26 protein-coding genes and 1 riboswitch are annotated in these 24,101 nt (G+C 63.9%); of the genes, 22 read left to right on the forward strand and 4 right to left on the reverse strand.

Annotated elements, in window-relative coordinates; all coding sequences use genetic code 11:
- Positions 1–2: 2 nt before the first annotated feature.
- On the reverse strand, positions 3–656 hold the full coding sequence (gene purN, locus J7573_RS15355) for a phosphoribosylglycinamide formyltransferase (protein WP_294336715.1): 654 nt from the start codon (positions 654–656) through the stop codon (positions 3–5).
- Entirely contained in the window at positions 656–1,714 is a 1,059-nt protein-coding gene (gene purM / locus J7573_RS15360; RefSeq protein WP_027918086.1) for a phosphoribosylformylglycinamidine cyclo-ligase, read from the reverse strand. The genes purN and purM overlap by 1 nt, the downstream gene beginning before the upstream one ends.
- Positions 1,715–1,968: 254 nt before the next feature.
- Here purM and J7573_RS15365 point away from each other — a divergent pair, with 254 nt between their 5' ends.
- From J7573_RS15365 to J7573_RS15390, 6 genes are all read left to right on the forward strand, one after another.
- On the forward strand, positions 1,969–3,030 hold the full coding sequence (locus tag J7573_RS15365; RefSeq protein WP_294336718.1) for a DUF2066 domain-containing protein: 1,062 nt from the start codon (positions 1,969–1,971) through the stop codon (positions 3,028–3,030).
- Positions 3,031–3,042: 12 nt separating this feature from the next.
- A complete protein-coding gene (locus J7573_RS15370; protein WP_294336719.1) occupies positions 3,043–4,116 on the forward strand; it encodes an AI-2E family transporter in 1,074 nt (357 codons plus the stop codon).
- Between the two features lie 154 nt (positions 4,117–4,270).
- Complete coding sequence (hda, locus tag J7573_RS15375; protein ID WP_008092169.1) at positions 4,271–4,978, forward strand: DnaA regulatory inactivator Hda; 708 nt, start codon at positions 4,271–4,273, stop codon at positions 4,976–4,978.
- A gap of 127 nt (positions 4,979–5,105) precedes the next feature.
- Positions 5,106–5,744: a C40 family peptidase gene (locus J7573_RS15380; RefSeq protein WP_294336723.1), complete on the forward strand. Its 639-nt coding sequence runs from the start codon at positions 5,106–5,108 to the stop codon at positions 5,742–5,744.
- A gap of 135 nt (positions 5,745–5,879) precedes the next feature.
- The gene (locus tag J7573_RS15385) at positions 5,880–6,413 is read left to right on the forward strand and encodes an NlpC/P60 family protein (RefSeq protein ID WP_294336725.1); all 534 of its coding nucleotides are present in this window, start codon (positions 5,880–5,882) and stop codon (positions 6,411–6,413) included.
- A gap of 96 nt (positions 6,414–6,509) precedes the next feature.
- Positions 6,510–9,056 (forward strand): DUF6543 domain-containing protein, encoded by a 2,547-nt coding sequence (locus tag J7573_RS15390; protein ID WP_294336727.1) that lies wholly within the window; start codon positions 6,510–6,512, stop codon positions 9,054–9,056.
- Positions 9,057–9,068: 12 nt separating this feature from the next.
- Here J7573_RS15390 and J7573_RS15395 read toward each other — a convergent pair whose 3' ends face one another.
- A complete protein-coding gene (locus tag J7573_RS15395) occupies positions 9,069–9,647 on the reverse strand; it encodes a hypothetical protein (protein ID WP_294336728.1) in 579 nt (192 codons plus the stop codon).
- Between the two features lie 166 nt (positions 9,648–9,813).
- Positions 9,814–10,036: riboswitch (cobalamin riboswitch) on the forward strand.
- A 118-nt stretch (positions 10,037–10,154) separates the two neighbouring features.
- Here J7573_RS15395 and cobO point away from each other — a divergent pair.
- The 15 genes from cobO to J7573_RS15470 all read left to right on the forward strand — a co-directional run bounded on the left by cobO (position 10,155) and on the right by J7573_RS15470 (position 22,660).
- A complete protein-coding gene (cobO, locus tag J7573_RS15400; protein ID WP_152954129.1) occupies positions 10,155–10,766 on the forward strand; it encodes a cob(I)yrinic acid a,c-diamide adenosyltransferase in 612 nt (203 codons plus the stop codon).
- Positions 10,763–12,058: a cobyrinate a,c-diamide synthase gene (locus tag J7573_RS15405; RefSeq protein WP_294336735.1), complete on the forward strand. Its 1,296-nt coding sequence runs from the start codon at positions 10,763–10,765 to the stop codon at positions 12,056–12,058. The genes cobO and J7573_RS15405 overlap by 4 nt, the downstream gene beginning before the upstream one ends.
- Entirely contained in the window at positions 12,055–12,705 is a 651-nt protein-coding gene (bluB, locus tag J7573_RS15410) for a 5,6-dimethylbenzimidazole synthase (protein ID WP_294336736.1), read from the forward strand. The genes J7573_RS15405 and bluB overlap by 4 nt, the downstream gene beginning before the upstream one ends.
- Positions 12,687–13,610, forward strand: a complete 924-nt coding sequence (cbiB, locus tag J7573_RS15415; protein WP_294336738.1) for an adenosylcobinamide-phosphate synthase CbiB — start codon at positions 12,687–12,689, stop codon at positions 13,608–13,610. The genes bluB and cbiB overlap by 19 nt, the downstream gene beginning before the upstream one ends.
- Positions 13,603–14,595 (forward strand): threonine-phosphate decarboxylase CobD, encoded by a 993-nt coding sequence (gene cobD, locus J7573_RS15420; protein ID WP_294336740.1) that lies wholly within the window; start codon positions 13,603–13,605, stop codon positions 14,593–14,595. The genes cbiB and cobD overlap by 8 nt, the downstream gene beginning before the upstream one ends.
- Positions 14,592–16,046 carry a cobyric acid synthase gene (locus J7573_RS15425; protein ID WP_294336743.1) on the forward strand — a complete coding sequence of 485 codons (1,455 nt, stop codon included), beginning with the start codon at positions 14,592–14,594 and terminating at the stop codon, positions 16,044–16,046. The genes cobD and J7573_RS15425 overlap by 4 nt, the downstream gene beginning before the upstream one ends.
- 1 nt (position 16,047) lies before the next feature.
- Complete coding sequence (cobU, locus tag J7573_RS15430; RefSeq protein ID WP_294336746.1) at positions 16,048–16,569, forward strand: bifunctional adenosylcobinamide kinase/adenosylcobinamide-phosphate guanylyltransferase; 522 nt, start codon at positions 16,048–16,050, stop codon at positions 16,567–16,569.
- Positions 16,566–17,621: a nicotinate-nucleotide--dimethylbenzimidazole phosphoribosyltransferase gene (gene cobT / locus J7573_RS15435; protein ID WP_294336748.1), complete on the forward strand. Its 1,056-nt coding sequence runs from the start codon at positions 16,566–16,568 to the stop codon at positions 17,619–17,621. Before cobU ends, cobT begins: the two co-directional genes overlap by 4 nt.
- Positions 17,618–18,175: an alpha-ribazole phosphatase family protein gene (cobC, locus tag J7573_RS15440; RefSeq protein ID WP_294336752.1), complete on the forward strand. Its 558-nt coding sequence runs from the start codon at positions 17,618–17,620 to the stop codon at positions 18,173–18,175. Before cobT ends, cobC begins: the two co-directional genes overlap by 4 nt.
- A 1-nt stretch (position 18,176) precedes the next feature.
- Entirely contained in the window at positions 18,177–18,905 is a 729-nt protein-coding gene (locus tag J7573_RS15445; protein ID WP_294336754.1) for an adenosylcobinamide-GDP ribazoletransferase, read from the forward strand.
- Between the two features lie 212 nt (positions 18,906–19,117).
- Positions 19,118–20,230, forward strand: a complete 1,113-nt coding sequence (locus tag J7573_RS15450) for a cellulase family glycosylhydrolase (RefSeq protein WP_294336794.1) — start codon at positions 19,118–19,120, stop codon at positions 20,228–20,230.
- A 42-nt stretch (positions 20,231–20,272) separates the two neighbouring features.
- Entirely contained in the window at positions 20,273–20,677 is a 405-nt protein-coding gene (locus tag J7573_RS15455; protein ID WP_103449525.1) for a MarR family winged helix-turn-helix transcriptional regulator, read from the forward strand.
- A 72-nt stretch (positions 20,678–20,749) separates the two neighbouring features.
- Complete coding sequence (locus tag J7573_RS15460; protein WP_294336795.1) at positions 20,750–21,943, forward strand: MFS transporter; 1,194 nt, start codon at positions 20,750–20,752, stop codon at positions 21,941–21,943.
- Positions 21,940–22,062: a hypothetical protein gene (locus tag J7573_RS15465; RefSeq protein WP_294336759.1), complete on the forward strand. Its 123-nt coding sequence runs from the start codon at positions 21,940–21,942 to the stop codon at positions 22,060–22,062. Before J7573_RS15460 ends, J7573_RS15465 begins: the two co-directional genes overlap by 4 nt.
- A gap of 46 nt (positions 22,063–22,108) precedes the next feature.
- The gene (locus J7573_RS15470; RefSeq protein WP_294336799.1) at positions 22,109–22,660 is read left to right on the forward strand and encodes a glutathione peroxidase; all 552 of its coding nucleotides are present in this window, start codon (positions 22,109–22,111) and stop codon (positions 22,658–22,660) included.
- A gap of 130 nt (positions 22,661–22,790) precedes the next feature.
- Here the strand turns inward: J7573_RS15470 and J7573_RS15475 are convergent, their stop codons facing one another.
- Positions 22,791–23,051, reverse strand: coding sequence for a DUF2798 domain-containing protein (locus J7573_RS15475; RefSeq protein WP_085675361.1), 261 nt, complete (start codon positions 23,049–23,051; stop codon positions 22,791–22,793).
- 114 nt (positions 23,052–23,165) lie between these two features.
- Here J7573_RS15475 and J7573_RS15480 point away from each other — a divergent pair, with 114 nt between their 5' ends.
- Entirely contained in the window at positions 23,166–24,095 is a 930-nt protein-coding gene (locus J7573_RS15480; protein ID WP_294336762.1) for a LysR family transcriptional regulator, read from the forward strand.
- Positions 24,096–24,101: the final 6 nt, after the last annotated feature.

The raw sequence follows: 24,101 nt of genomic DNA on the forward strand, positions 1-24,101 counted from the left end.
TCCTAGGGTCGGATCAAGTGACCACTGGCCGGCAGCGGCAGGTCATCCAGTAACGCACCCTGTTCACCCAGGCGCAAACGCCCTTGGGCAAACCAGTGCACCGCCAGCGGGTAGATCTGGTGTTCCTGATGGTGGACCCTTTGGGCCAGGCTTTCCACCGTGTCATCAGACAGCACCGGTACCACAGCCTGTACGACCAGAGGCCCGCCATCGAGTTCCTCGGTGACGAAGTGTACGCTGCAGCCATGCTCGGCGTCGCCTGCCTCCAGTGCCCGACGGTGGGTATGCAGGCCCTTGTAGCGGGGCAGCAACGACGGGTGGATGTTGAGCAGGCTGCCCTGGTAGTGGCGCACGAAGTCGCCACTGAGGATGCGCATGAAGCCGGCCAGCACCACCAGGTCCGGGGTGAAGCCGTCGATGCGCGCCATCAGCGCGGCATCGAAGGCTTCGCGGCCGTCGAACTGGGTGTGGTCGAGCACCACGGTGTCGATACCGACCGCCTGGGCCCGTTGCAGGCCATAGGCATCGGCGCGGTTGGAGACCACCGCGGCGATGCGCACTTGGCTGTCCTGCGCACGGCAACTGTCGATCAAGGCTTGCAGGTTGCTGCCGGAACCCGACAGCAGTACCACTACATTGCAGGGCTTGCTCGGCATCAGTGTGCCTTGAGGTTCTGCAGTTCGACCTGGGCGGCGCCTTCGGCGGCTTCGGCGATGTGGCCGATGACCCAAGGCTGCTCACCGGCGGCGCGCAGTTCGTTCAGGGCCGCTTCGACCTGATCCTGGGCCACGCAGATGACCATGCCGACACCGCAGTTCAGCACACGGTGCATCTCGTGCTCGTCGACGTTGCCTTTTTCCTGCAGGAAGTCGAACACCGCCGGGCGCTGCCAGCTGGCCACGTCAACCACGGCCTGGGCATTCTTCGGCAGGACGCGCGGGATGTTGTCCAGCAGGCCGCCACCGGTGATGTGGGCCATGGCCTTGACTGCGCCAGTGTTCTTGATCAACTGCAGCAGTGGCTTGACGTAGATGCGGGTCGGTGCCATCAGCAGGTCGGTCAGCGGCTTGCCGTCGAGCTGGGTGTTCTCGATGTCGGTGCCGGACACTTCGAGGATCTTGCGGATCAGCGAGTAGCCGTTGGAGTGCGGGCCGGAGGACGGCAGGGCGATCAGCGCGTCACCGGTGGCAACCTTGGAGCCGTCGATGATCTCGGCCTTTTCCACGACGCCGACGCAGAAGCCGGCCAGGTCGTAGTCTTCGCCTTCGTACATGCCCGGCATTTCGGCAGTTTCGCCGCCGACCAGGGAGCAGCCAGCCAGTTCACAGCCAGCGCCGATGCCGGTGACCACGGTGGCAGCCACGTCGACATTCAGCTTGCCGGTGGCGTAGTAGTCGAGGAAGAACAGCGGCTCGGCGCCGCAGACCACCAGGTCGTTGACGCACATGGCGACCAGGTCCTGGCCGATGCTGTCGTGCTTGTTCAGGTTCAGTGCCAGGCGCAGCTTGGTGCCGACGCCGTCGGTGCCGGAGACCAGCACCGGCTGCTTGTAGCCGGCCGGGATCTCGCAGAGGGCGCCGAAGCCACCCAGGCCACCCATGACTTCAGGGCGTGCGGTGCGTTTTGCCACGCCCTTGATGCGTTCGACCAGTGCTTCGCCGGCGTCGATGTCTACACCGGCGTCCTTGTAGCTCAGGGAGGGTTGCTTGCTCATTGATCCAGGCCTTTAAGAGGGAGGGATTCGTAAAAACGACCATGACGGCCAAGTCCGGCTGTGAAGCGGCGGCTGCCTGAAACGTCAGTGGTCTGTGAAGGCGCGCGATTTTATCAGGGTTGCCGTGCAGCGGCCATCCTCAGGCCGACGGGCAGGGCGGTAAATTGCTGAAAAAGGTGTGTGGGTGGTTGATGGGCCTCCTTCTGTATAAGCTGCAAGCCACATGCTTCATGCGCAATCGGACAGGAATCTCCATGCGACTATTCAATTATCTGGCAGCTGGGTGCCTTGCACTGGCCTGCCTCACTGCGCAGGCCGAAACCGTCTCCGGGCTCTATCAAGTGCGCGAGCCGGTCGAAGGGCAGGGTGCCGAAGCCCGTTCCGCAGCCACTGCCAAGGCCTTCGATACCCTGGTGCTGCGCCTGACTGGCGACCCCAAGGCGGCGCAGAGCCCGGCGTTGGCCGACGTGCGCAAGGACCCGCAACAGATCATCAACCAGGTCGGCACCGAGGCCGGGCCGCCGGAATCGGTGCTGGTCGAGTTCGACCCTGGCAGCACCGAGCGTGCCTTGCGCAAGGCCGGCCTGGCGCTGTGGGGCAGTAACCGGCCCTCCATCCTCGGCTGGTGGCTCAATGACAGTGCCGAAGGCAGCAACCTGGTCGGTGACGGCCAGGCTAGCGCCCAGCCGCTGCGTCGAGCTGCCCAGCACCGTGGCCTGCCGCTACGCTTGCCGCTGGCCGACCTGCAAGAGCAATTGGTGGCCAATGCCAAGCAGCTTGAAGGCAATGACCCGGCGCCGCTGCGCGAAGCTGCGGAGCGCTACGGCGCCGACGCCATGCTGGCGGTGCATGCCCATGAAACCGATGGCAAATGGCAAGGCACATGGCAGCTGTGGCTGGGCGACCAGCGCGAGCAGGGCAAAGCCGAAGGCGCTGACCAGGCGGCCCTGGCGGACGCCGTCATGTTGGCGGTCAGCAGCCGACTGGCGCCGCGCTATGTGATCAAGGCAGGTGCCAGCAGCCAGTTGCAATTGCAGGTGCAAGGCATGAACCTGCAACGCTATGCCGAGCTGAGCCGCGTACTGGAGCCTTACGGCCCACGCCTGCAGCTGGCCGAAGGCGGCACCTTGACCTATGCGGTCACCGGTAATCGTGAGCAGCTACGTGCCCAGCTGGGCCTGGCCAAATTGCAGGAACTGCCCCCTGAGCAGGCTCTGGCCACTCCTGCTCCGGCCCCGGGTGCTGCTCCGGGCCAGCCTGGCGCACCCGCTCCTGTCGCCGCCAAGCCGTTCGACGGCCTGCGATTCCGTTGGTAAGGGGTGCCATCCATGACTGACATGCGTCGTTGGATCGGCTGGGGCGCTGCGCTGCTGATCGCCGTGCTGCTCTACAGCCTGCACAACATTCTCACACCCTTCCTGGTCGGCATCTTGCTGGCCTACCTGGCCGACCCGCTGGTCGACCGTCTGGAGCGCGTTGGCCTGTCGCGTACCTGGGGAGTGGTGGTGGTATTCGGCCTGTTCACCCTGGTGCTGATGGCCTTGCTGTTGGTATTGGTGCCGCTGCTGGCCAAACAGTTGCTGCGCCTGTATGAGCTGGCGCCGCAGATGCTCGACTGGCTCGAGCATGTGGCACTGCCCTGGGTGCAGGGCCGCCTGGGCCTGGCCGATGGCTTCTGGAAGTTCGACAAGATAAAGGCTGCCATTGGCGCACACATGGGCCAGACCACCGACATCGTCGGTATGCTGCTGTCCCATGCCACTGCCTCGAGCCTGGCGCTGATCGCCTGGCTGGCCAACATGGTGCTGATCCCGGTAGTGGGCTTCTATCTGCTGCGTGACTGGGACCTGATGATGGCCAAGCTGCGTGGCCTGCTGCCGCGTCAGCGCGAACCGCAGGTGGTGGGCCTGGCCGGTGAATGCCATGAGGTACTGGGGGCGTTCGTTCGCGGCCAACTGATGGTGATGCTCGCGCTGGGCGTCATCTATTCCGCCGGCCTGATGCTGGTCGGGCTCGAACTGGGCCTGCTGATCGGCATGCTCGCCGGGCTGGCGGCCATCGTGCCGTACATGGGTTTCATCATTGGCATCGGCGCGGCGCTGGTGGCCGGGTTGTTCCAGTTTGGTGGTGACCTGTACCCGATGCTTGGCATCGTTGCCGTGTTCATGGTCGGGCAGGCGCTGGAGGGCATGGTGCTGACCCCGCTGCTGGTGGGTGACCGTATCGGCCTGCATCCGGTGGCGGTGATCTTCGCCATCCTGGCCGGTGGCGAACTGTTCGGCTTTACCGGCGTGCTGCTGGCATTGCCGGTGGCGGCGGTGATCATGGTCCTGCTGCGACATGTGCATGATCTTTACAAGGAATCGGACATGTATGCCGGGGATGTCGACCCGGATTTGTGACCCGAGGGCCGAGTTGCGTCTCCTCCGATGTGGCGCAACTCGTTGATTTTGCTTGCGCTATCCGCCTGCATGATTGTGCGCCCTGCAATGCGGGTATAGACTTTGCACATTGTTCACCAAAGGCCCCCTGCGGTCCTGACGACCGCCCGCGAGCATGAAACCACCGATCCAGTTGCCCCTGGGTGTGCGCCTGCGCGATGACGCCACCTTCATCAACTACTATCCGGGCGCCAATGCCGCGGCGTTGGGCTATGTCGAGCGGTTATGCGAAGCCGACGCCGGCTGGACCGAGAGCCTCATCTACCTGTGGGGCAAGCAGGGCGTGGGGCGCAGTCACCTGCTGCAGGCGGCCACCCATCGTTTCCAGCAGCGCGGCGAACCCGCCGTGTACTTGCCACTGGCGCAATTGCTCGATCGCGGCGTGGAGCTGCTCGATTATCTGGCTCAATACGAACTGGTGTGCATCGACGACCTGCACGTGATCGCTGGCAAGGCAGACTGGGAAGAGGCGATGTTCCATCTGTTCAACCGCTTGCGCGACAGCGGCCGGCGTCTGTTGCTGGCGGCCTCCGCGTCACCTCGCGAACTGCCGATCAAGCTGCCCGATCTCAAGTCGCGCCTGACTTTGGCGCTGGTCTTCCAGATGCGCGGCCTGTCCGACGAAGACAAGCTGCGAGCCCTGCAACTGCGTGCTTCGCGCCGCGGCCTGCACCTGACTGACGAAGTCGGCCATTTCATCCTGACCCGTGGCACGCGCAGCATGAGCGCGCTGTTCGACCTGCTCGAGCGCCTCGACCAAGCCTCATTGCAGGCTCAGCGCAAGCTGACCATCCCCTTCCTGAAGGAAACCCTCGGCTGGTAAGGCCTGCAAACACTGGGCTCTGAGGTGCAAAACGAAAAAGTCACATCTTTTTCGATAAAATTTGCAAATGGCCATGATAGAGGGCATAGTTTCACCCTTCTAAAGGATTACAGACACGGTCGTGCCCATGCTGAAGCGCTTCGCACCCCTCGTGCCACTCGCACTCGTGACCCTGCTTTTTGGCTGCGCGGCCCACGGCCCGGATTCCCAGCCCCAGGATCACACTCCGATTGCCTCGCAATCGGCCAACAAGGTCAAGGCTTCGGCTTCGTCCGTTTTCGGCGAAGAAGAACAGGCCACTGAAGATGACCTGGAGGCCTTCTCCAGCAGCAAGCCTTATCAGCTCCCGGTGCTGGCTGACAGCATCCTCGAGCGTGGCATGTCGCTGATCGGCACCCGCTACCGCTTCGGTGGTACCTCGGAAGCCTCCGGTTTCGACTGCAGCGGTTTCATCGGCTACCTGTTCCGCGAAGAGGCTGGCATGAACCTGCCGCGCTCGACCCGCGAAATGATCAACGTCGATGCGCCCAAGGTGGCCCGCAACAAGCTCAAGCCAGGCGATTTGCTGTTCTTCAGCACCAATGGCCGTGGCCGTGTCAGCCATGCGGGCATCTACCTGGGTGACAATCAGTTCATCCACTCCAGCAGCCGCCGCAGCGGTGGTGTGCGCATCGACAGTCTCGGTGATCGCTACTGGAGCAAGACCTTCATCGAAGCCAAGCGTGCCTTGGCCATGGCGCCGACTACCAATATCGCGCGCAACTGATATCAAAATGATATATCCTGCCGCGGCGGCGTAGCTGAAAAGCTCGCCGCCGTGCGCATTTACAGAAAGCGTCTAATCTAAATTCTCAACTCTTTTCGGCTGCGGCCGTTCGGTCTCAGACAGGAAGTTCTGGCCATGGCGATGATGGCGCGCTTCGCATTCCTTTCTCTGGTGGCATTGCTTGCTGCCTGCTCCAGCCGTGCCCCGGCACCGGCCCCAGTGGTCCAACCCCGCATTACCTACAGCCAGCCCGAAGGCTCGCCGCTGGCTGACGACGTGCTGATGCGCGCGATCGGCCTGGTCGGCACACCGTATCGCTGGGGTGGCAATACACCGGATTCCGGGTTCGACTGCAGCGGCCTGATCGGCTACGTGTACCGCGATGCCGCGGGCATCAGCCTGCCGCGCTCGACGCGCGAGATGATCGTCATGCGCGCGCCGACCGTGAACATCGACTCACTGCAGTCGGGTGACCTGGTGTTCTTCGCCACTGGTGGCGGTTCACAGGTCAGCCATGCCGGCATCTACGTAGGGGAAGGGCGCTTCGTGCATGCGCCGCGCACGGGCGGTACGGTACGCCTGGATTACCTGTCCAACAGCTATTGGTCCAAAGCCTACCTGCAGGCCAAGCGGGTCATCCCGCAAGGGCATCTGGCGCAGAACCCCTGATTGCTCGCCCGCTGCGGCGACGACACACATATACCACTCCGCGTTGCTTGAGGGGCACCAGCATGTGCCTCCGATTGCAACGTTCTGGAGTGGGCCATGAATACCGTCAATGAACGAATGATCCGCAGCCTGAGCGCACTGGATGCCGCGCGTCCGCTGGTGGGGCTGATAGATCAGATTATCGCGAACTTCCCTGACCTGCATGATCTGGCCAGTCAGCAGGCTGCACGGATCCTGCGCAGGCACACCGGCAAACAGATGGACCCGCGGTTCGTCTGGTGGCACCAGTTCAACAGCTCAAGCTCAAATGCGCGCAGCTTCACGGGCTGGCAGCACAGCGGGCCGCCACAGAAATCGATGGTGATGAGCGAACTGGTGATTGAGCGGTTCGACCTGTATTACCAGGACGCCGCCGATGAACTCGATCAGCGAGGCGGCTTTTACCTGCAGGGCCCACATGCCGCGACCTACAATGAGCGTCATGAAGTGCGAATGCTCGGCAGCGAAGTGCAGAAGGATCTCTGGGCGCTGGACTTCGCAGTGCTCTACCGCGAGGCGATCGAGCGTTTCTGGTCAGCCAATGGCGAGCAGTTTCGTGTACTGGCTAAGGTCAACCTGCTTGGGCAAGTGACGGGCGCCTTGCTTAAAGGGCGGATCACGGCCGAGGACGCGCGGCATCTGCGCACCCTGGTGTCAGCTGAGCTGGCTGACATCAGCATGCCTTCCCTTGCCATGCTGCAGCGGCAAAGCGGTGATCATGCCTTGATCTTGAGCCGATACACATTCGGCGAGGGAGACCGGGGCTGCCTGTTCTCGATGCAGGCACCGGGCGGCCGGTTCATCGCCTATCTGCCATGGGCAGACGAAGCGTTGAGAGGGTTCGACTCTGAGCTGGCGATGGCCGCTTGGTTGCGCGCGCAGCTGCAGGTCGCGGGTACGTTGGACAATTTCGCCATGGTGGCGCACAGCAACCCTCGTGACCGGTCGGCCAACCAGTTGATCAGAGTGCATCTGCAAGGCATCGCCGACAGCCGTTCGGATGAGGCCGGGCTGGTCGCGCTGTCACTGTTCAAGCGTGCGCTCGGCAGCGAGCTGTTTGCCTGGCTGGCTGACCAGGCTGTCGCGGAGCTGCGGCGTAATGGCAGGCTTCTGCAGGACAACGCCAGGCTGCGCAGGGCCATGTACAGTGGCTATCTGTCGGCCTTCCTCAACCTCTTCGGCAGTTTTGCCCCCTTCGGTTGGCCAATGACGCTGATCTTGCTCGGGGCCACGCTCGCCAAGGTCGGGTTGGACGTGGACACTGCGGTGCATGCCACCGATGAGCAGGAACGCAAGAGCGCCTTGCGCTCGGCGATGCTGGAAAGTGTGTATGCGACCTTCAATATGGTGGATATCGGTTTCACCTCGATGTTCGCTTCACTGGCTTTTGAAGCCCCGCCTCATGAGGTGGGCGTCGACCTTGAAGAATGGCAGTCGGTAGAGTCGGCCAGCCTGGAGGTGGAAGACCGGGCAAGTAATGCCTTGCCTGCTGGCGAGGTGGCCCACAGCGGCCGTTTGCGTGGTATTCAGGTCAGTCCGGATGGTAGCTGCTGGATCACCCTCAATCGCCTGACCTATCGTGTGCGCTACAGTCACGAACTGGCGATCTGGCTGGTGGTGCCGGCGGACAACCCTTTTGCGTTTGTATCACTGCAGCCCGTGCGGCTGAATGCATCAGGTGAATGGGAGTTGTTGGCACCACCGCGACTATTGGGTGGTGCACCGCCGGAGGAGGGGGGGATACCCGTTGTACGCTCGGCGTTCTGGGATACCTACACGGTCAATAACGGCGTCCGCAGTGCACGGTTGTCCGTCAATTCGTTGAAAAGGCAAAAGGCCCTGTTGGCACGATGGCCGGTCGCTGAGCTGCCCCGCGGGCAGGCACCGGACATCGATGCGCGCGGGCTGGATTGCGTGATGGCCGGCGGCCGGCCTTATTATTCTTATCGTTACGGGCGTGAGTACTTCAATAGCATGATCGAGTACTACACCAGTGATGAGTCGCAGGTGAATGATGTGTTCCGTTCAGGCGTTTACAAATACGGTGATGAAGATGCCTACATTCACGATTTTGTCGACAGCCTGGCATTGCTGCCCAAGAGTAACGAGGTCAGCCTCTACAGAGGGGGAAACCGTACTCGCAGTACCAGTGGCGAAAACTACCGGGCAGGTCAGCTTGGCGTTGGCAATGTGCTGGTCAATACAGATCTGACCTCGTTTACGGAAAACCCCTACAAGGTTGCCGAGTTTGCCTCGCTGCCTGACGCGCAGGTGTCCGGCGCGGTTTCCGACCGCTTCGATGACAGTTCGGTGGTGTTCGAACTGCCTGCCGGGCATTACCACGATGCGACACCGATCAGTGCATTTTCCCTGTACTGGGATGAGGCCGAGAGCCTGTTCCTGCCAGGTCACTACTTCCGTATAGAAGGGCTGGAGGAGGTCAAGGGCGAGCATTACCGCTTCATCAAGGTAACGCTCAGACAAATCACCAAGCCGGCGCTGGGCCCTGTCTACGACTTGCGCACAGGGCTGCTGTTCGACGAGTCGGGCTACCGTAGCCGCTTCAAGAGCGCTGCCGTGGTCGAGCGATTCTTCCCGGTATGATGGCCGCCGGGTTCAGGCCTGCTTGAGCAGCAGTGCCACGCCCGGGAAGTACTGCCCCGTCTCGTTGTGCAGCTTGCGATAGGCGTACGGGAAGTACCAGGCAATGGCACAGGCCGTGTGCTTTTGCAGGTCGTCCACCAGATCCTGCAACTCTTCGGGACTGGCATGTTGGCCAACCTTCCAGGGGGTGATGAACAGGGCGCCTGCTTTCAGTTGGCTGGCATAGGCCTTGTGGCGGGCGAGGGCTGTCGCTTCCTGCAGCGCCGAGGCCATGTCCAGCCGCGCGACTTTCGGCCAGCGCTGGCTGACGCTCAGGTACAGTGTTTCATCGGCGCTGCAGATCGACAGGTCGCAACGCCCCTCTTGTTCGCCTTCGTCACGCTGTTTCTTGCTGGTGAACTGCTGCAGCGCCGCCAGTTCGGCCTGCCAGGCAGCCGCAGCCAGCATGCCGATGTTGGCTTGGGTGCCGTGCCAGTAGGGAGCCTCGGCATCGCCGTTGAACTGGTTGAAGCGGTCGATGCAGTCGACCCAGCGTTCCAGTACGGGGCGAAGGAATTCCAGGTTCGGGTTGTTGATGATCTGGCCTTGCATGCTGCGCACTCCTGTTATCGTTGTGATCGCGTTCAGCGCAAAATAATGGCTATGTGATATCACTGTGATCAGTGTGGCACAACCTGGCAGATCGGCCATTGACCCAGGCCAGTTCTGCCGAAGTAAAAGGCCCCGTTCGATTGACGCTCCCGGTGCAACCCTCTAACCTTCGCGGCGTGTTTCAGGTGCCCTGCCAGCCCCGACTGGGCAGGGTGAAACTGGGAAGCCGGTGGTCGCCAGCATGGCGCGATTCCGGCGCTGCCCCCGCAACGGTAGGTGAGAAGCAGCTGCGCAGGGCCACTGGGTAAAAGCACCCGGGAAGGCGCGCAGGCTTGGGCCGAATGGCCCGCTCACGAGCCCGGAGACCGGCCTGATACTGCCAACGGCATCACGGAGGGTGATGCGCGGTGCACCGTGGCTCCGCCCATGGCTCCTGCGCGTTCTCCGTCTGCCCGCCTATTACCTGTCGCCGCTGTTCACGTGGCGTCAGCCTGCGGAGAACCCTTCATGAGCGAATCCACCGAACGCGACGAACGCCACCTGGCGCGCATGCAGCGCAAGAAGGCGGTCATCGACGAGCGCATTGCCAACTCCCCTAACGAATGCGGCCTGCTGCTGGTGCTCACCGGCAACGGCAAGGGCAAGAGCAGCTCGGCTTTCGGCATGCTTGCCCGCGCCTTGGGCCATGGCATGCAGTGCGGCGTGGTGCAGTTCATCAAGGGCCGCAACAGCACCGGCGAAGAGCTGTTCTTCCGCCGCTTCCCCGAGCAGGTGCGCTATCACGTGATGGGCGAGGGCTTCACCTGGGAGACCCAGGACCGCCAACGCGACATCGCCGCCGCTGAAGCCGCCTGGGCGGTCTCGCGCCAGCTGCTGCAAGACCCGAGCGTGCAGTTCGTGGTGCTCGATGAGCTGAACATCGCCCTCAAGCACGGCTACCTCGACCTCGACCAGGTGCTGAGTGACATCCAGGCACGGCCGCCGATGCAGCACGTGATCGTCACCGGCCGCGCAGCCAAGCCGGAAATGATCGAGCTGGCCGACACCGTCACCGAGATGGGCATGCTCAAGCATGCGTTCCAGGCCGGTATCCGCGCGCAGAAGGGCGTCGAACTGTGAGTGAATCGCGCAGCTGCCCAGCGGTGCTGATCGCAGCACCTGCCTCCGGCCAGGGCAAGACCACCGTGACTGCGGCCCTGGCCCGCCTGCACCGCAACCTTGGGCGTAAAGTCCGGGTGTTCAAGTGCGGCCCTGATTTCCTCGACCCGATGATCCTGGAGCGGGCCAGTGGCGCGCCGGTGTACCAGCTCGATCTGTGGATGATCGGTGCCGAAGAAAGCCGTCGGCTGCTGTGGCAGGCCGCAGAAGAAGCCGACCTGATTCTGATCGAAGGGGTGATGGGACTGTTCGACGGCACCCCGTCGAGCGCCGATCTGGCCCGCCATTTCGGTGTGCCGGTACTGGCGGTGATTGACGGCACGGCAATGGCCCAGACCTTCGGCGCCCTGGCCCTGGGCCTGGCGCGATATCAGGCCGACCTGCCGTTCGCTGGCGTGCTGGCCAACCGGGTCGGCAGTCTGCGCCACGCGCAACTGCTTGAAGGCAGCCTGACCGAAGGCCTGCGCTGGTATGGCGGCCTGTCGCGCGAGCGCGGCATCGAGCTGCCCAGCCGCCACCTGGGGCTGGTCCAGGCCAGCGAACTGAACGACCTGGATGCCCGCCTGGATGCCGCTGCCGAAGCCCTCGGTGCCAGCTGCGACGCTGCCTTGCCGCCGCCAGTGGCGTTTGCCGCGCCTGAGCCGCAGCCGTGCGCTGCGTCGCTGAGCGGCGTGCGCATCGGTGTGGCGCGTGACGAAGCGTTCGCCTTCACCTACGGCGCGAACCTTGATTTATTGCGCGACCTGGGCGCGCAGCTGTCGTTTTTCTCCCCTCTGCACGATCATGAACTGCCGGCAGTGGACAGCCTTTATCTACCGGGTGGTTATCCGGAGCTGCATCATCACGCGCTGGCTGCCAATACACCGATGTGCGAGGCGATCCGTGCCCATCATGCCCAGGGCAAGCCGTTACTGGCCGAGTGCGGCGGTATGCTGTATCTGCTCGATGCACTGACCGATGTCGCTGGCGAGCGTGCCGAACTGCTCGGCCTGTTGCCCGGCGAGGCAACCATGCAGAAGCGCCTGGCGGCCCTGGCCCTGCAGGCCGTGGAACTGCCGGAAGGCACCCTGCGCGGGCACACCTACCACCACTCGCTGACGGCCACCGAACTGGAGCCGATCGCCCGGGGCCTGAGCCCCAATGGCGGGCGCGGCAACGAAGCGGTGTATCGACTGAGCCGGCTGACCGCCTCCTATGTGCACTTCTACTTCCCGTCCAACCCTGATGCGGCGGTGGCGCTGTTGCGGCCATGAGCGATCACGCCTACAGCGCTGCCGAGCGCGCCGCGATCTACCGAGCGATCGGTGAGCGCCGCGACATGCGCCACTTTGCCGGTGGTTCGGTGGCGCCCGAGCTGCTCGGGCGCCTGCTGGCTGCCGCGCACCAGGCGCCCAGTGTCGGCCTGATGCAGCCCTGGCGCTTTATCCGCATCACTCAACGCGAGCTGCGCGGGCGCATTCAGGGCCTGGTCGAAGAGGAACGGGTGCGTACCGCCGAAGCCCTGGGCGAGCGCTCTGATGACTTCATGAAGCTCAAGGTCGAGGGCATCAGCGACTGTGCCGAAGTGCTGGTAGCGGCGTTGATGGACAACCGCGAGCCGCACATCTTCGGCCGCCGCACCTTGCCGGAAATGGACCTGGCCTCCTTGGCCTGCGCCATCCAGAACCTGTGGCTGGCCGCCCGTGCCGAAGGCCTGGGGTTGGGCTGGGTCTCGCTGTTCGACCCGCAAGCCCTGGCCGCACTGCTGGGCATGCCCGCTGGCGCCAAGCCGGTGGCGGTGTTGTGCCTGGGGCCGGTCAGCGAGTTCTACGCTCAGCCGATGCTGGTGCAGGAAAACTGGGCGCAAGAACGCCCCTTGAGTGAAATGCTGTTCGAGAACCAATGGGGAGAACGCCCGTGAGCGTGGCCTTGCTGACTGTGGCCGGAGTGGCCCTCGATGCGCTGCTGGGCGAGCCGCAGCGCCGACACCCGCTGGTGGGCTTCGGCAACCTGGCGTCGAGCCTGGAGCGCCGCCTGAATGCCGGTGGGCGCGGCTGGCGCAGCCATGGCGTAAGTGCCTGGTTCCTGGCCGTGGTACCGCTGACCCTGGTGGCGCTGATCCTGTCCTGGCTGCCCTATGTCGGCTGGCTGGTGGACGTGCTGGCGCTGTATTGCGCCCTCGGCTTGCGCAGCCTCGGCGAGCATGTGCTGCCGGTGGCCAGCGCCTTGCGCCAAGGTGATCTGGAAGAGGCGCGGCGCCGTGTCGGTTATCTGGTCAGCCGGGAAACCCGCGAACTGGACGAGCCTGCCGTAGCGCGCGCAGCCACCGAATCGGTGCTGGAAAACGGCAGCGATGCGGTGTTCGCCGCGCTGTTCTGGTTCGCCGTGGCCGGTGCGCCGGGGGTGGTGCTGTACCGCCTGAGCAATACCCTGGATGCGATGTGGGGTTACCGCAACGCACGCTTCGAGCGCTTCGGCTGGTGTGCCGCACGCATCGACGATGGGCTGAACTATATTCCCGCCAGGCTCGTGGCGCTGACCTACGCGCTGCTGGGCAAGACGCGCCTGGCCCTGGCCTGCTGGCGCAAGCAGGCGCCGCTGTGGGACAGCCCCAACGCCGGGCCGGTAATGGCCTCGGGTGCCGGTGCGCTGGGTGTCGAACTGGGCGGCCCAGCGGTGTACCACGGCGAACTGCACGAGCGCCCGCGCCTGGGTGAAGGGCCGATGGCCGATGCCGATGCCATCGAGCGTGGCTGGAGCCTGGTGCAGCGAGGCGTCTGGTTGTGGGTACTGCTGATCTGCGTGGGAGCCTATCTGAATGCTTGAGCACGGTGGCCGCCTGCTGCGGGCAGTGCGGCAATACGCAATCGCCCGCGAAGACTGGCTGGACCTGTCCAGCGGCATTGCCCCCTGGCCTTACCCGATTCCCCCGATACCGCTGGACGCCTGGGCCCGCTTGCCGGAAGCCGACGACGGTCTGGAAGACGCTGCGCGACACTATTACGGCGTGCGGCAACTGTTGCCAGTGGCAGGCTCCCAGGCTGCCATCCAGGCTTTGCCCTTGTTGCGCCCGCTGGGGCGCGTGGGTGTGCTGACGCCTTGCTACGCCGAGCACCCGCATGCCTGGCAGCGGGCGGGGCATCAGCTGATCGAACTGGATGAAAGCCAGGTCGAGGCGCAACTCGATCAGCTCGACGTGCTGGTGTTGGTCAATCCGAACAACCCGACCGGGCGGCTGGTATCCCGTGAGCAGTTGCTGGCCTGGCATGCGCAGCTTGCGAAGCGCGGCGGCTGGCTGCTGGTGGACGAAGCGTTCATGGACAACTCTCCCGAACACAGCGTGGCTGACTGCGCCGAGCGCCCAGGCCTGATCGTGCTGCGTTCGTTTGGCAAGTTCTTTGGTCTGGCCGGTGTGCGCCTGGGCTGCGTAGTGGCCGAGCTGCCGCTGTTGCAGCGGCTTGCAGAGCTGCTCGGGCCTTGGACCGTCAGTGGCCCGACCCGGGTGCTGGCGCAAGCCTGCTTCGCCGACTACATGGCGCATAAGTCCCAGATCGAACGCTGCGCCCTGGCCAGCCAACGCCTGGCTACGCTGCTGCAAAGCTGCGGCCTGGCGCCCAGCGGCGGCTGCGACCTGTTCCAGTATGTGCGCAGCGAGCGTGCAGCCCACTTGCATGACTTTCTCGCCCGCCGTGGCATCCTCGTGCGCCTGTTCGAGCAGCCGGCCGCCGTGCGCCTTGGCCTGCCGGCAACTGCCGCAGACGAGCAGCGCCTGGCCCAGGCCTTGGCCGATTATCAGAAGGAAACGGCATGACCACTCTCATGGTGCAAGGCACCACCTCCGATGCCGGCAAGAGTACGCTGGTTACCGCCCTGTGCCGCTGGCTGTTGCGCCAGGGCGTCAGCGTGGTGCCGTTCAAGCCGCAGAACATGGCGCTCAACAGCGCAGTGACCGCTGACGGTGGCGAAATCGGCCGTGCCCAGGCAGTGCAGGCCCAGGCCTGCCGGCTGGCGCCGCACACCGACATGAACCCGGTGCTGCTCAAGCCCAACAGCGACACGGGGGCCCAGGTGATCATCCACGGTCGTGCGGTCACCAGCATGAACGCGGTGGCCTATCACGACTACAAGGCCATCGCCATGCAGGCGGTGCTGGCCTCGCACCAGCGCCTCAATGCGGCCTACCCGGTGGTGATGGTCGAAGGTGCGGGGTCGCCGGCCGAGATCAACCTGCGCGCCGGTGACATCGCCAACATGGGCTTTGCCGAGGCAGTCGATTGCCCGGTGATCCTGGTGGCCGACATCAACCGTGGCGGGGTGTTCGCCCACCTGGTCGGCACCCTCGAACTGCTGTCGCCGAGCGAGCAGGCGCGGGTCAAGGGCTTCGTCATCAACCGCTTCCGCGGCGACATCGCGCTGCTGCAGCCGGGCCTGGACTGGCTGGAGCAACGTACCGGCAAACCGGTGCTGGGCGTGCTTCCCTATGTCACCGACCTGCACCTGGAAGCCGAGGATGGCATCGACATCCGCCAGGGCGCCAAGCAGGATCGTGTGCTCAAGGTGATCGTCCCGGTGTTGCCGCGCATCAGCAACCACACCGATTTTGACCCGCTGCGCCTGCACCCGCAGGTCGACCTGCAGTTCATCGGCCCGGGCCAGCCGATTCCGGCCGCCGACCTGATCATCCTGCCCGGCTCGAAGAGCGTGCGTGGCGACCTGGCGCAACTGCGCGAGCGAGGTTGGGACAAGGCCATCGAGCGGCACCTGCGCTATGGCGGCAAGCTGATCGGGATCTGTGGCGGCCTGCAGATGCTTGGCCGCGAAGTCCACGACCCGCTTGGCCTCGAGGGTGCTGCGGGCTCCAGTCCCGGGCTTGGCCTGTTCGATTACGAGACGGTGCTCGAAGCCGACAAGCAGCTGCGCAACGTTGCCGGGACCCTGAACCTGGAAGCCGCACCCGTCGCCGGTTATGAGATTCATGCCGGTGTCACCGCAGGGCCTGCCTTGGAGCAGCCCGCCGTGCAGCTCGCCGATGGCCGTCGTGACGGCGCGGTCAGTGCCGATGGCCAGATCCTCGCCACCTACCTGCATGGCCTGTTCGAGGGCAGCCAGTCGTGTGCCGCGCTCCTGCGCTGGGCGGGGCTGGAGGATGTGCAGACCATCGATTACGAGGCCCTGCGCGAGCGTGACATCGAGCGCCTGGCCGATCTGGTGGAAAAGCACCTGGATACTGCGCACCTGCGCACGCTGTGTGGAGTCGCCTGACATGCGCAACCTGATCCTCGGCGGTGCCCGCTCGGGCAAAAGCCGCCTGGCCGAGCAACTGGCCAGCGACAGCGGCCTGCCAGTCACCTACATCGCCACCAGTGAGCCACTCGATGGCGAAATGAACGAGCGCGTGCGCGTGCACCGCCAGCGTCGGCCTGAACACTGGGGGCTGATCGAAGAGCCCTTGGCCTTGGCCGCCGTGCTGCGTGCACAAGCCGCCGAAGGCCGTTGCCTGCTGGTGGACTGCCTGACCTTGTGGCTGACCAACCTGCTGATGCTCGAAGACCCGCAGCGGCTGGCCGCAGAGCGCGATGCGCTGCTCGACTGCCTGGAGCACCTGCCTGGCACCCTCATTCTGGTCAGCAACGAAACCGGCCTGGGCGTGGTGCCCATGGGCGAGCTGACCCGCCGTTATGTCGACCTGGCCGGCTGGCTGCACCAGGCCGTTGCCGAACGCTGCCAGCGCGTGGTGCTGACCGTGGCTGGCCTACCTCTCATGCTCAAAGGACCCGCTCTATGAACCAAGCCTGGTGGCGTGATGCCTGCCAACCCCTCGACAACGCCGCCATGGACCAGGCCCGCGCCCGTCAGCAGCAGCTGACCAAACCTGCCGGCTCGCTCGGCCAGCTGGAAGGCCTGGCCGTGCAACTGGCTGGCCTGCAAGGCTGCGAGCGGCCAACCCTGGATCAGGTCGCCATCACCATTTTTGCGGGCGACCACGGCGTGGTCGAAGAGGGCATTTCGGCCTACCCGCAGGCGGTCACCGGGCAGATGTTGCGCAACTTCGTCGGCGGTGGCGCGGCGATCAGCGTGCTGGCGCGCCAGCTGCAGGCCAGTCTTGAAGTGGTCGACCTCGGCACCATCGACCCTGAGCTGGAACTGCCGGGGGTGCTGCACCTGCGCCTCGGCGCTGGTACCGCCAACTTCGCCCGCCAGCCGGCCATGACCGATGCCCAGCTGCAGGCTGCCTTGCAGGCGGGTCGTGACAGCGCCCTGCGTGCAGCAGCCAATGGCGCGCAGCTGTTCATCGGTGGCGAGATGGGCATCGGCAACACCTCTGCTGCCGCCGCCCTGGCCAGCACCTTGCTGGCTTGCCCGGCGCGTGAGTTGAGCGGGCCGGGTACTGGCCTGGACAGCGCCGGTGTTCGTCACAAGGCCGAAGTGATCGAGCGCGCCCTGGTGCTGCACGGCCTGCGCGCCGACCAGCCGCTGCAGGCGCTGGCCTGTGTCGGCGGCTTCGAGATCGCTGCGCTGACGGGGGCCTACCTGGCCTGTGCCCAGCAAGGCATTGCCGTGTTGGTGGATGGCTTCATCTGCAGCGTCGCGGCATTGCTGGCGGTGCGCCTCAATCCGCAGAGCCGTGACTGGCTGCTGTTCGCTCATCAGGGCGCCGAGCCTGGGCACAAGACCCTGCTTGCGGCGCTGGAAGCCCAGCCATTGCTGGCGTTGGGCCTGCGTCTGGGCGAGGGCAGTGGTGCCGCCCTGGCGGTGCCGCTGATGCGTCTGGCCTGCGCCCTGCACGGGCAGATGGCGACCTTCGCCGAAGCGGCGGTGGCGGACCGCCCGGCATGATCCTCGACCTGCTGCGCCACGGTGAAACGGAGCAGGGTGGTGGCCTGCGCGGCAGCCTGGACGATGCCTTGACCGACAAGGGCTGGGGCCAGATGCGTGCAGCGCTGGCAGGTGCAGGCCCCTGGGATGTACTGGTCAGTTCGCCGTTGCAGCGCTGTGCGCGTTTTGCCGAGCAACTGGGCATGCCGGTTCAGCTCGAAGCCGACCTGCAAGAACTGCATTTCGGTGAGTGGGAAGGGCACAGTGCCTTGCAGATCATGCAAACGCAGGCTGACGAGCTTGGGCGCTTCTGGGCCGATCCATACAGCTACACGCCGCCTGCCGGGGAGCCTGTCGCTGCCTTTGCCGAGCGTGTGCTCTGTGCCGTCGGGCGCCTGCGCCAGCAGCATGCCGGCAAGCGCGTGCTGCTGGTCACCCATGGCGGCGTCATGCGCCTGCTGCTGGCGCGCGCCCGTGGGCTGCCCAAAGAGCAGTTGCTGCAGGTCGAGGTCAGCCATGGCGCCCTGATGCGCCTGGCGGTGGATGAAGATGGCGCGATGCTCGAGGTGCTTTGACATGCTGCCGTTCTGGATTGCCCTGCAGTTTCTCAGCAGCTTGCCAGTGCGTTTGCCGGGGATGCCCGAGCCACGTGAAATGGGCCGGTCGTTGTTGTGCTACCCGCTGGTAGGGTTGCTGTTCGGCCTGTTGCTGTGGCTGGCCAGCCACCTGCTGCAAGGTGTTGCGGCGCCGTTGCACGCGGCCCTGCTGCTGGCGCTGTGGGTGTTGCTCAGTGGCGCGTTGCACCTGGATGGTCTTGCCGACAGTGCCGATGCCTGGCTGGGTGGCTTCGGCGACCGTGAACGCACGCTGGAGATCATGAAAGATCCGCGTAGCGGGCCGATAGCCGTGGTCACCCTGGTATTGGTACTGCTGCTGAAATTCTGTGCCCTGTGGGTGCTGGTGGAGCAGGGCGCGGGCATGGCCTTGCTGCTGGCGCCAGTGGTAGGGCGGGCGGCGATGCTCGGGTTGTTTCTCGGCACGCCTTACGTGCGTCGCGGGGGGCTAGGGCAGGCGCTGGCCGAGCACTTGCCGCGGCGTACGGCCGTGTGGGTTCTGCTGGCCAGCCTGCTGATGTGTTTGCTGGTAGATGGCACGCGCGCGATCTTGCCGATGCTGGCGGCGATCGCTGTGTTCATCGGGCTGCGCCGGTTGATGTGCAAGCGTCTGGGTGGGACCACGGGGGATACCGCAGGCGCCATGCTGGAGATTCTTGAACTGACTGTGCTGTTGGGCTTGGCGATTTAGGAACAGTCCTACAGTATTTGGCGAAAATCCTTTCGGGTAAAACTGGCTGCAGAATTGCAGAAAAATGCTGAAAAAATTCAAGAAATGACGCCTTTTCTGCAGTTATCTATGCTCGCGGTTTCTCTTGCTCCGCGAAGGCATGGACAATGCGACGACTCCTGCTGGCCTTGTTGTTGGTCACCGTCAGTGGCTCCGTTACTGCAGCCGACCTGATCGACTTCTGGAACACCCCGCGCCACGGCGGCAACAGTTTTAATCGCTTGCCGCCGGACCAACCCTACTTCGATGCATTGAGTGCTTATGGCGCGAGCTGGGTACGGCTGTCCTACGACAAGTGGAAACCGGCGCAGCGTGATTTCCTGTTGGGCGATGCGGACCGGTATGAGCAGTTGCCTGCCGCCGATCTCAAACAATTGCGCGATACGCTGGATCGCGCGCACAGGGCAGGGCTCAAGGTGGTCATTGCGCCGCTATCGCTACCCGGTATGCGTTGGTCGCAAAACAACCAAGGGCAGTTCGATGACCGTCTTTGGCAAGACACCGGTTACGCACGGCAAGCAGCCAGCTTCTGGCGCGATCTGGCCCGGGAGCTGAAAGATCATCCTGCCATCGCCGCCTACAACCTGGTCAACGAACCTGCCCCCGAGAAACATGGCGGCCTGGCCGAACATGCTTCGGCTGAACACATGCAGCAATGGTACGCACTGGAGCGGGGTGGGGCGCGTGACTTGCCAGCGCTGTACGCGCAATTGATCGCGGCAATACGCGAAGTGGATGCCAAGACCCCGATCATGGTCGACGCGGGCTGGTTCGCCAGCGCCGACGCCTTCGGATACTGGCAAGCGCCCTTGCAGGATGATCGAGTGCTCTACAGCGTGCACATGTATGAACCTTATGCGGCCACCAGTGCGCCGAATCTGACGCTCCAAGATCCCATCGATTACCCTGGCCCGGCTTCGTTCGGTGGTGAAATTCAGCAATGGGATGCCAAACGGGTTCGTCAGTATCTGAGCCTGCCATTGGCCTGGATGGAGCGCATGAAGCTGCCGTCTTCCCGGCTGGTCGTGGGGGAGTTCGGATGCATGCGCCGACTGCCCGGTTGCAGCGAATACCTGGAGGACGTCCTCTCGGTCACGGACCGGCATCGGTTGCACTGGGCGTTCTACAGCTTCCGTGAAGACAACTGGGATGGCATGGACTACGAACTGGGATCGGCCAAGGTGCCTTGGCGATATTGGCAAGCGATAGAGCAAGGGGCTCCAGACCCGTTGGTACGCAAGGCTACGGCGGAGTTCGAGGCCATTCGGCGGCGTCTGGCAGACTGAAACTTCTTGCAACAGCCTGGGTGCGGGTATATACACGTATCCATGTTGACCAGTGAATGCATCTGCACCCACCTGCGTCGCGCCGCCCGCGGGGTGAGCCGGCATTACGACGAGGCCCTTGCCGGCTTCGGCATCAATGTCGCCCAGTTTTCCCTGTTGCGCCACCTGCAACGGCTTGATCGCCCCAGTATCACCACGCTCGCCGAGGCCATGGGCCTGGAGCGCAGTACCTTGGGCCGTAACCTGCGTGTGCTGGAGGCCGAAGGCCTGGTAGCCCTGGCCGATGGCGATGACCAGCGCAACCGAGTGGTGTTGCTGACCGAGGCGGGTGCGGCACGCTTGCAAGAGGCTCACCCAGCCTGGGAGCAGGCGCAATTGATGCTGGTCGAGCAGTTGGGCGAAGGGCAGCGTGACGAGCTTGTGCGTTTGCTGGAGCGGCTTGCTTGAATCATTACGACTAGAAGCGGGTATATACCCGTACAACCTTGCGATGTGCTGGAGATAACGACAATGACTTCGGTGTGGCGAACCAGCGGGTGGGTACTTGTGGGGGCCGCGTTGATCCTGGCGCTGTCCCTGGGTGTGCGGCACGGTTTCGGCCTGTTCCTGGCGCCGATGAGCGCCGACTTTGGCTGGGGGCGTGAAGTGTTCGCCTTTGCCATCGCCCTGCAGAACCTGATCTGGGGCCTGGCACAGCCGTTTGCCGGTGCGCTGGCCGACCGCCTGGGTGCGGCGCGGGTGGTGATCATCGGTGGCATTCTCTATGCCGCTGGCTTGCTGTTGATGAGTACCGCCGATTCGGCCTGGTCGCTGTCGCTCAGTGCCGGCCTGTTGATCGGTATCGGCCTGTCTGGCACCTCATTTTCGGTCATCCTCGGCGTGGTCGGCCGCGCCGTGCCAGCAGAAAAACGCAGCATGGCCATGGGCATCGCCAGCGCTGCCGGGTCCTTCGGTCAGTTCGCCATGCTCCCCGGCACCCTTGGCCTGATCGAATGGCTGGGCTGGTCGTCGGCGCTGTTGGTGCTTGGCTTGCTGGTGGCGCTGATCGTGCCCTTTGTCGGCCTGCTGCGTGACCGCCCGCTGCCCAGTCATGGTGCGGAGCAGACGTTGGGCCAGGCCCTGCGCGAAGCGTGCTCGCACTCCGGCTTCTGGCTGCTTGCCCTGGGCTTCTTCGTCTGTGGCTTCCAGGTGGTCTTCATTGGCGTGCACCTGCCTGCCTACCTGGTTGACCAGCACCTGCCTGCGACCACCGGTACCACGGTGCTGGCGCTGGTCGGGTTGTTCAACATCGTGGGTACCTATACCGCCGGCTGGCTGGGTGGGCGCATGTCCAAGCCACGCCTGCTCACCGCGTTGTATTTGCTGCGTGCAGTGGTGATCGCGCTGTTCCTGTGGGCGCCGGTGACTCAGGTGAGTGCCTACCTGTTCGGTATTGCCATGGGGCTGCTGTGGCTTTCCACCGTGCCTTTGACCAATGGCACCGTGGCCACGGTGTTCGGCGTGCGCAACCTGTCGATGCTTGGCGGCATCGTCTTCCTGTTCCACCAACTGGGCGCCTTCCTGGGTGGCTGGCTGGGTGGCGTGGTGTACGACCAGACCGGCAACTACGACCTGGTCTGGCAGATTTCGATTCTGCTCAGCGTGCTGGCTGCCGCGCTCAACTGGCCGGTACGTGAACGGCCAGTCGCCCGCCTGCAGGTGCAAGCGGCATGAACCGCTACCTGGCCCGCGGGCTGCTGCTGGTGGCAATGGCATTGTTGCTGGTGTTGGCGTGGTGGGGCTGGCAGCGGGGCGGGTTGGCGTTGATGCAACTGGGCATGGGCGTTTGTTAAGCGCTACCCTGCAAGTTCGAGGAGTGTCTTGCCGGAGGAATGAATGATGCGTGCCCATTGGTTGACGATGCCGTTGCTGGTGCTGCTGGCTGCCAGTTCCAGCTGGGCGGCCGATTGCCCGGCGCTGTTGCAGGGCAGCTTGCCTGAATTGCGTGGCAAGGAGCAGGTCGACCTGTGCCAACGTTTCGGCGGCAAGCCGCTGGTGGTGGTCAACACGGCCAGCTATTGCGGTTTTGCACCGCAGTTCGAGGGGCTGGAGACGACGTACAAGGAGTATCACGAGCAAGGCCTGGAAATGCTGGGCGTGCCGTCCAACGACTTCAAGCAGGAAGACGCCGACAGCGAGAAGACTGCCAAGGTCTGCTACGCCAACTACGGTGTGACCTTCACAATGACCAAGACCCAGGCGGTTCGTGGCAAGGATGCGATACCGCTGTTTGTCGAGCTGGCGCACCAGAGCAGCGCGCCGAAGTGGAATTTCTACAAGTACGTGGTGGATCGCCGGGGCAAGGTGATCGGCAACTTCTCCAGCTTGACCAAGCCCGATGATCCCGCCTTCAGGGCCGCGATCGAGAAGGCGATAGCCTCGCATCCCTAAGTGATGCTTTGTAAGGGCGGAAGGTGTTCGCGTAGAGGCTGGCAGGGGTTCGCCGATAATCATGCAGCGCCTGTGAGACCGTCGGCGAGCACCTTTCAGCCCTCACGCAATCGCATTGCAGCTGCTTTTGTCAGTGTGGATGCACCGTAATCGCCACCAGCTTCAACACCACCGGCCTCACCATCAGCACGCACACAAATGCCACTGGCATCGCCAATTGGTAAGCCTTCAGCACATTACTCAGGTACTCCGGGTTCACTCCGGCATTCGCCGCAGTGATCACGAAGCACATCAGTAACGCCATGATCGACGACATGTAGAACGCGAACACGTACGGCGTAGCGCTCGGGCGTAGCTTGCGCCGGCTGCGCGTGTGGGACAGATTGCTCATGGGATCTCCTGAAGGTTGGCTGAGGGCGCAGGTTAGCAATGCCTCCGGTAGAGGCTGTAGACCCGCTGGATTGAGTTCTTTATAAAGAGATTCTTACGAATCGAAGAGCTTGCCATGGATCTGCTCAACGCCATCCGCAGCTTCATCAAGGTGGTCGAAGCCGGCAGCATCGCCGCCGGTGCCCGTAACCTCGGCCTCAGTCCGGCGGCGGTCAGCCAGAACCTGGCAAGGCTGGAAGGGCACCTGCACGTGCGTCTGCTCAGTCGCACCACCCGCAGCATGGCGCTGACCTCTGCCGGTAGCCAGTACTACGAGCGGGTCAGGCACATCGAGCGCGACCTGGCCCTCGCCGAACAAGCGGTCACCACACCCGACAGTGAACCCCAAGGACGGCTTTGCATCGCTTCGACCTCTGCTTTTGGTCGCCATGTGCTGTCACCGCTGATCCCGGCCTTCAGCGCGCGCTATCCACTGCTTTCGATAGAGTTGATAACGACTGATCGCAAGGTCAATCACGCCCGCGAAGATGTCGATGTCAGCCTGCGCATCGCCCCGCAACTGGAAGACCAACTGCTGGCGCGGCATATCGCCCGCATCCCGTTCATCTGCTGCGCGTCACCGGGTTACCTCGCCAATGCCGGTTTGCCGGCCGCCCCGGAGGTGTTGCGGGATCATCGCTGTCTGGTCTTCCGTTATCCGGTAGACGGCCGCTTCCTGCGCTGGGGCTTTGTGCGTGACGGCATGCGTTTCGAGGCGGAGTTCGGCACCGTATTGATCAGTGACGACATCGATGCCCTGACCCAGATGGCCCTCAACGATGGCGGCATCACCCGATTGGCCGAGTTTATCGTCAGGCCGCATCTGGCCTCGGGGGCACTGGTGCCGCTGTTCGAATACCGCGACAGTGGCCAGGCCTATGCTCAGACCGAACCAATGGATATCTACTTGTGCGTAGCCGATCGTTTCGCCATGACCGCAAAAGTGCGTGCGTTCATGGACTACCTGCGTGAGTCGTTGGGTGATAGCTGGAAAGTGCAGGCATGAAAAAAC

This window comes from Pseudomonas sp., assembly GCF_017744435.1.
Classification (GTDB): domain Bacteria; phylum Pseudomonadota; class Gammaproteobacteria; order Pseudomonadales; family Pseudomonadaceae; genus Aquipseudomonas.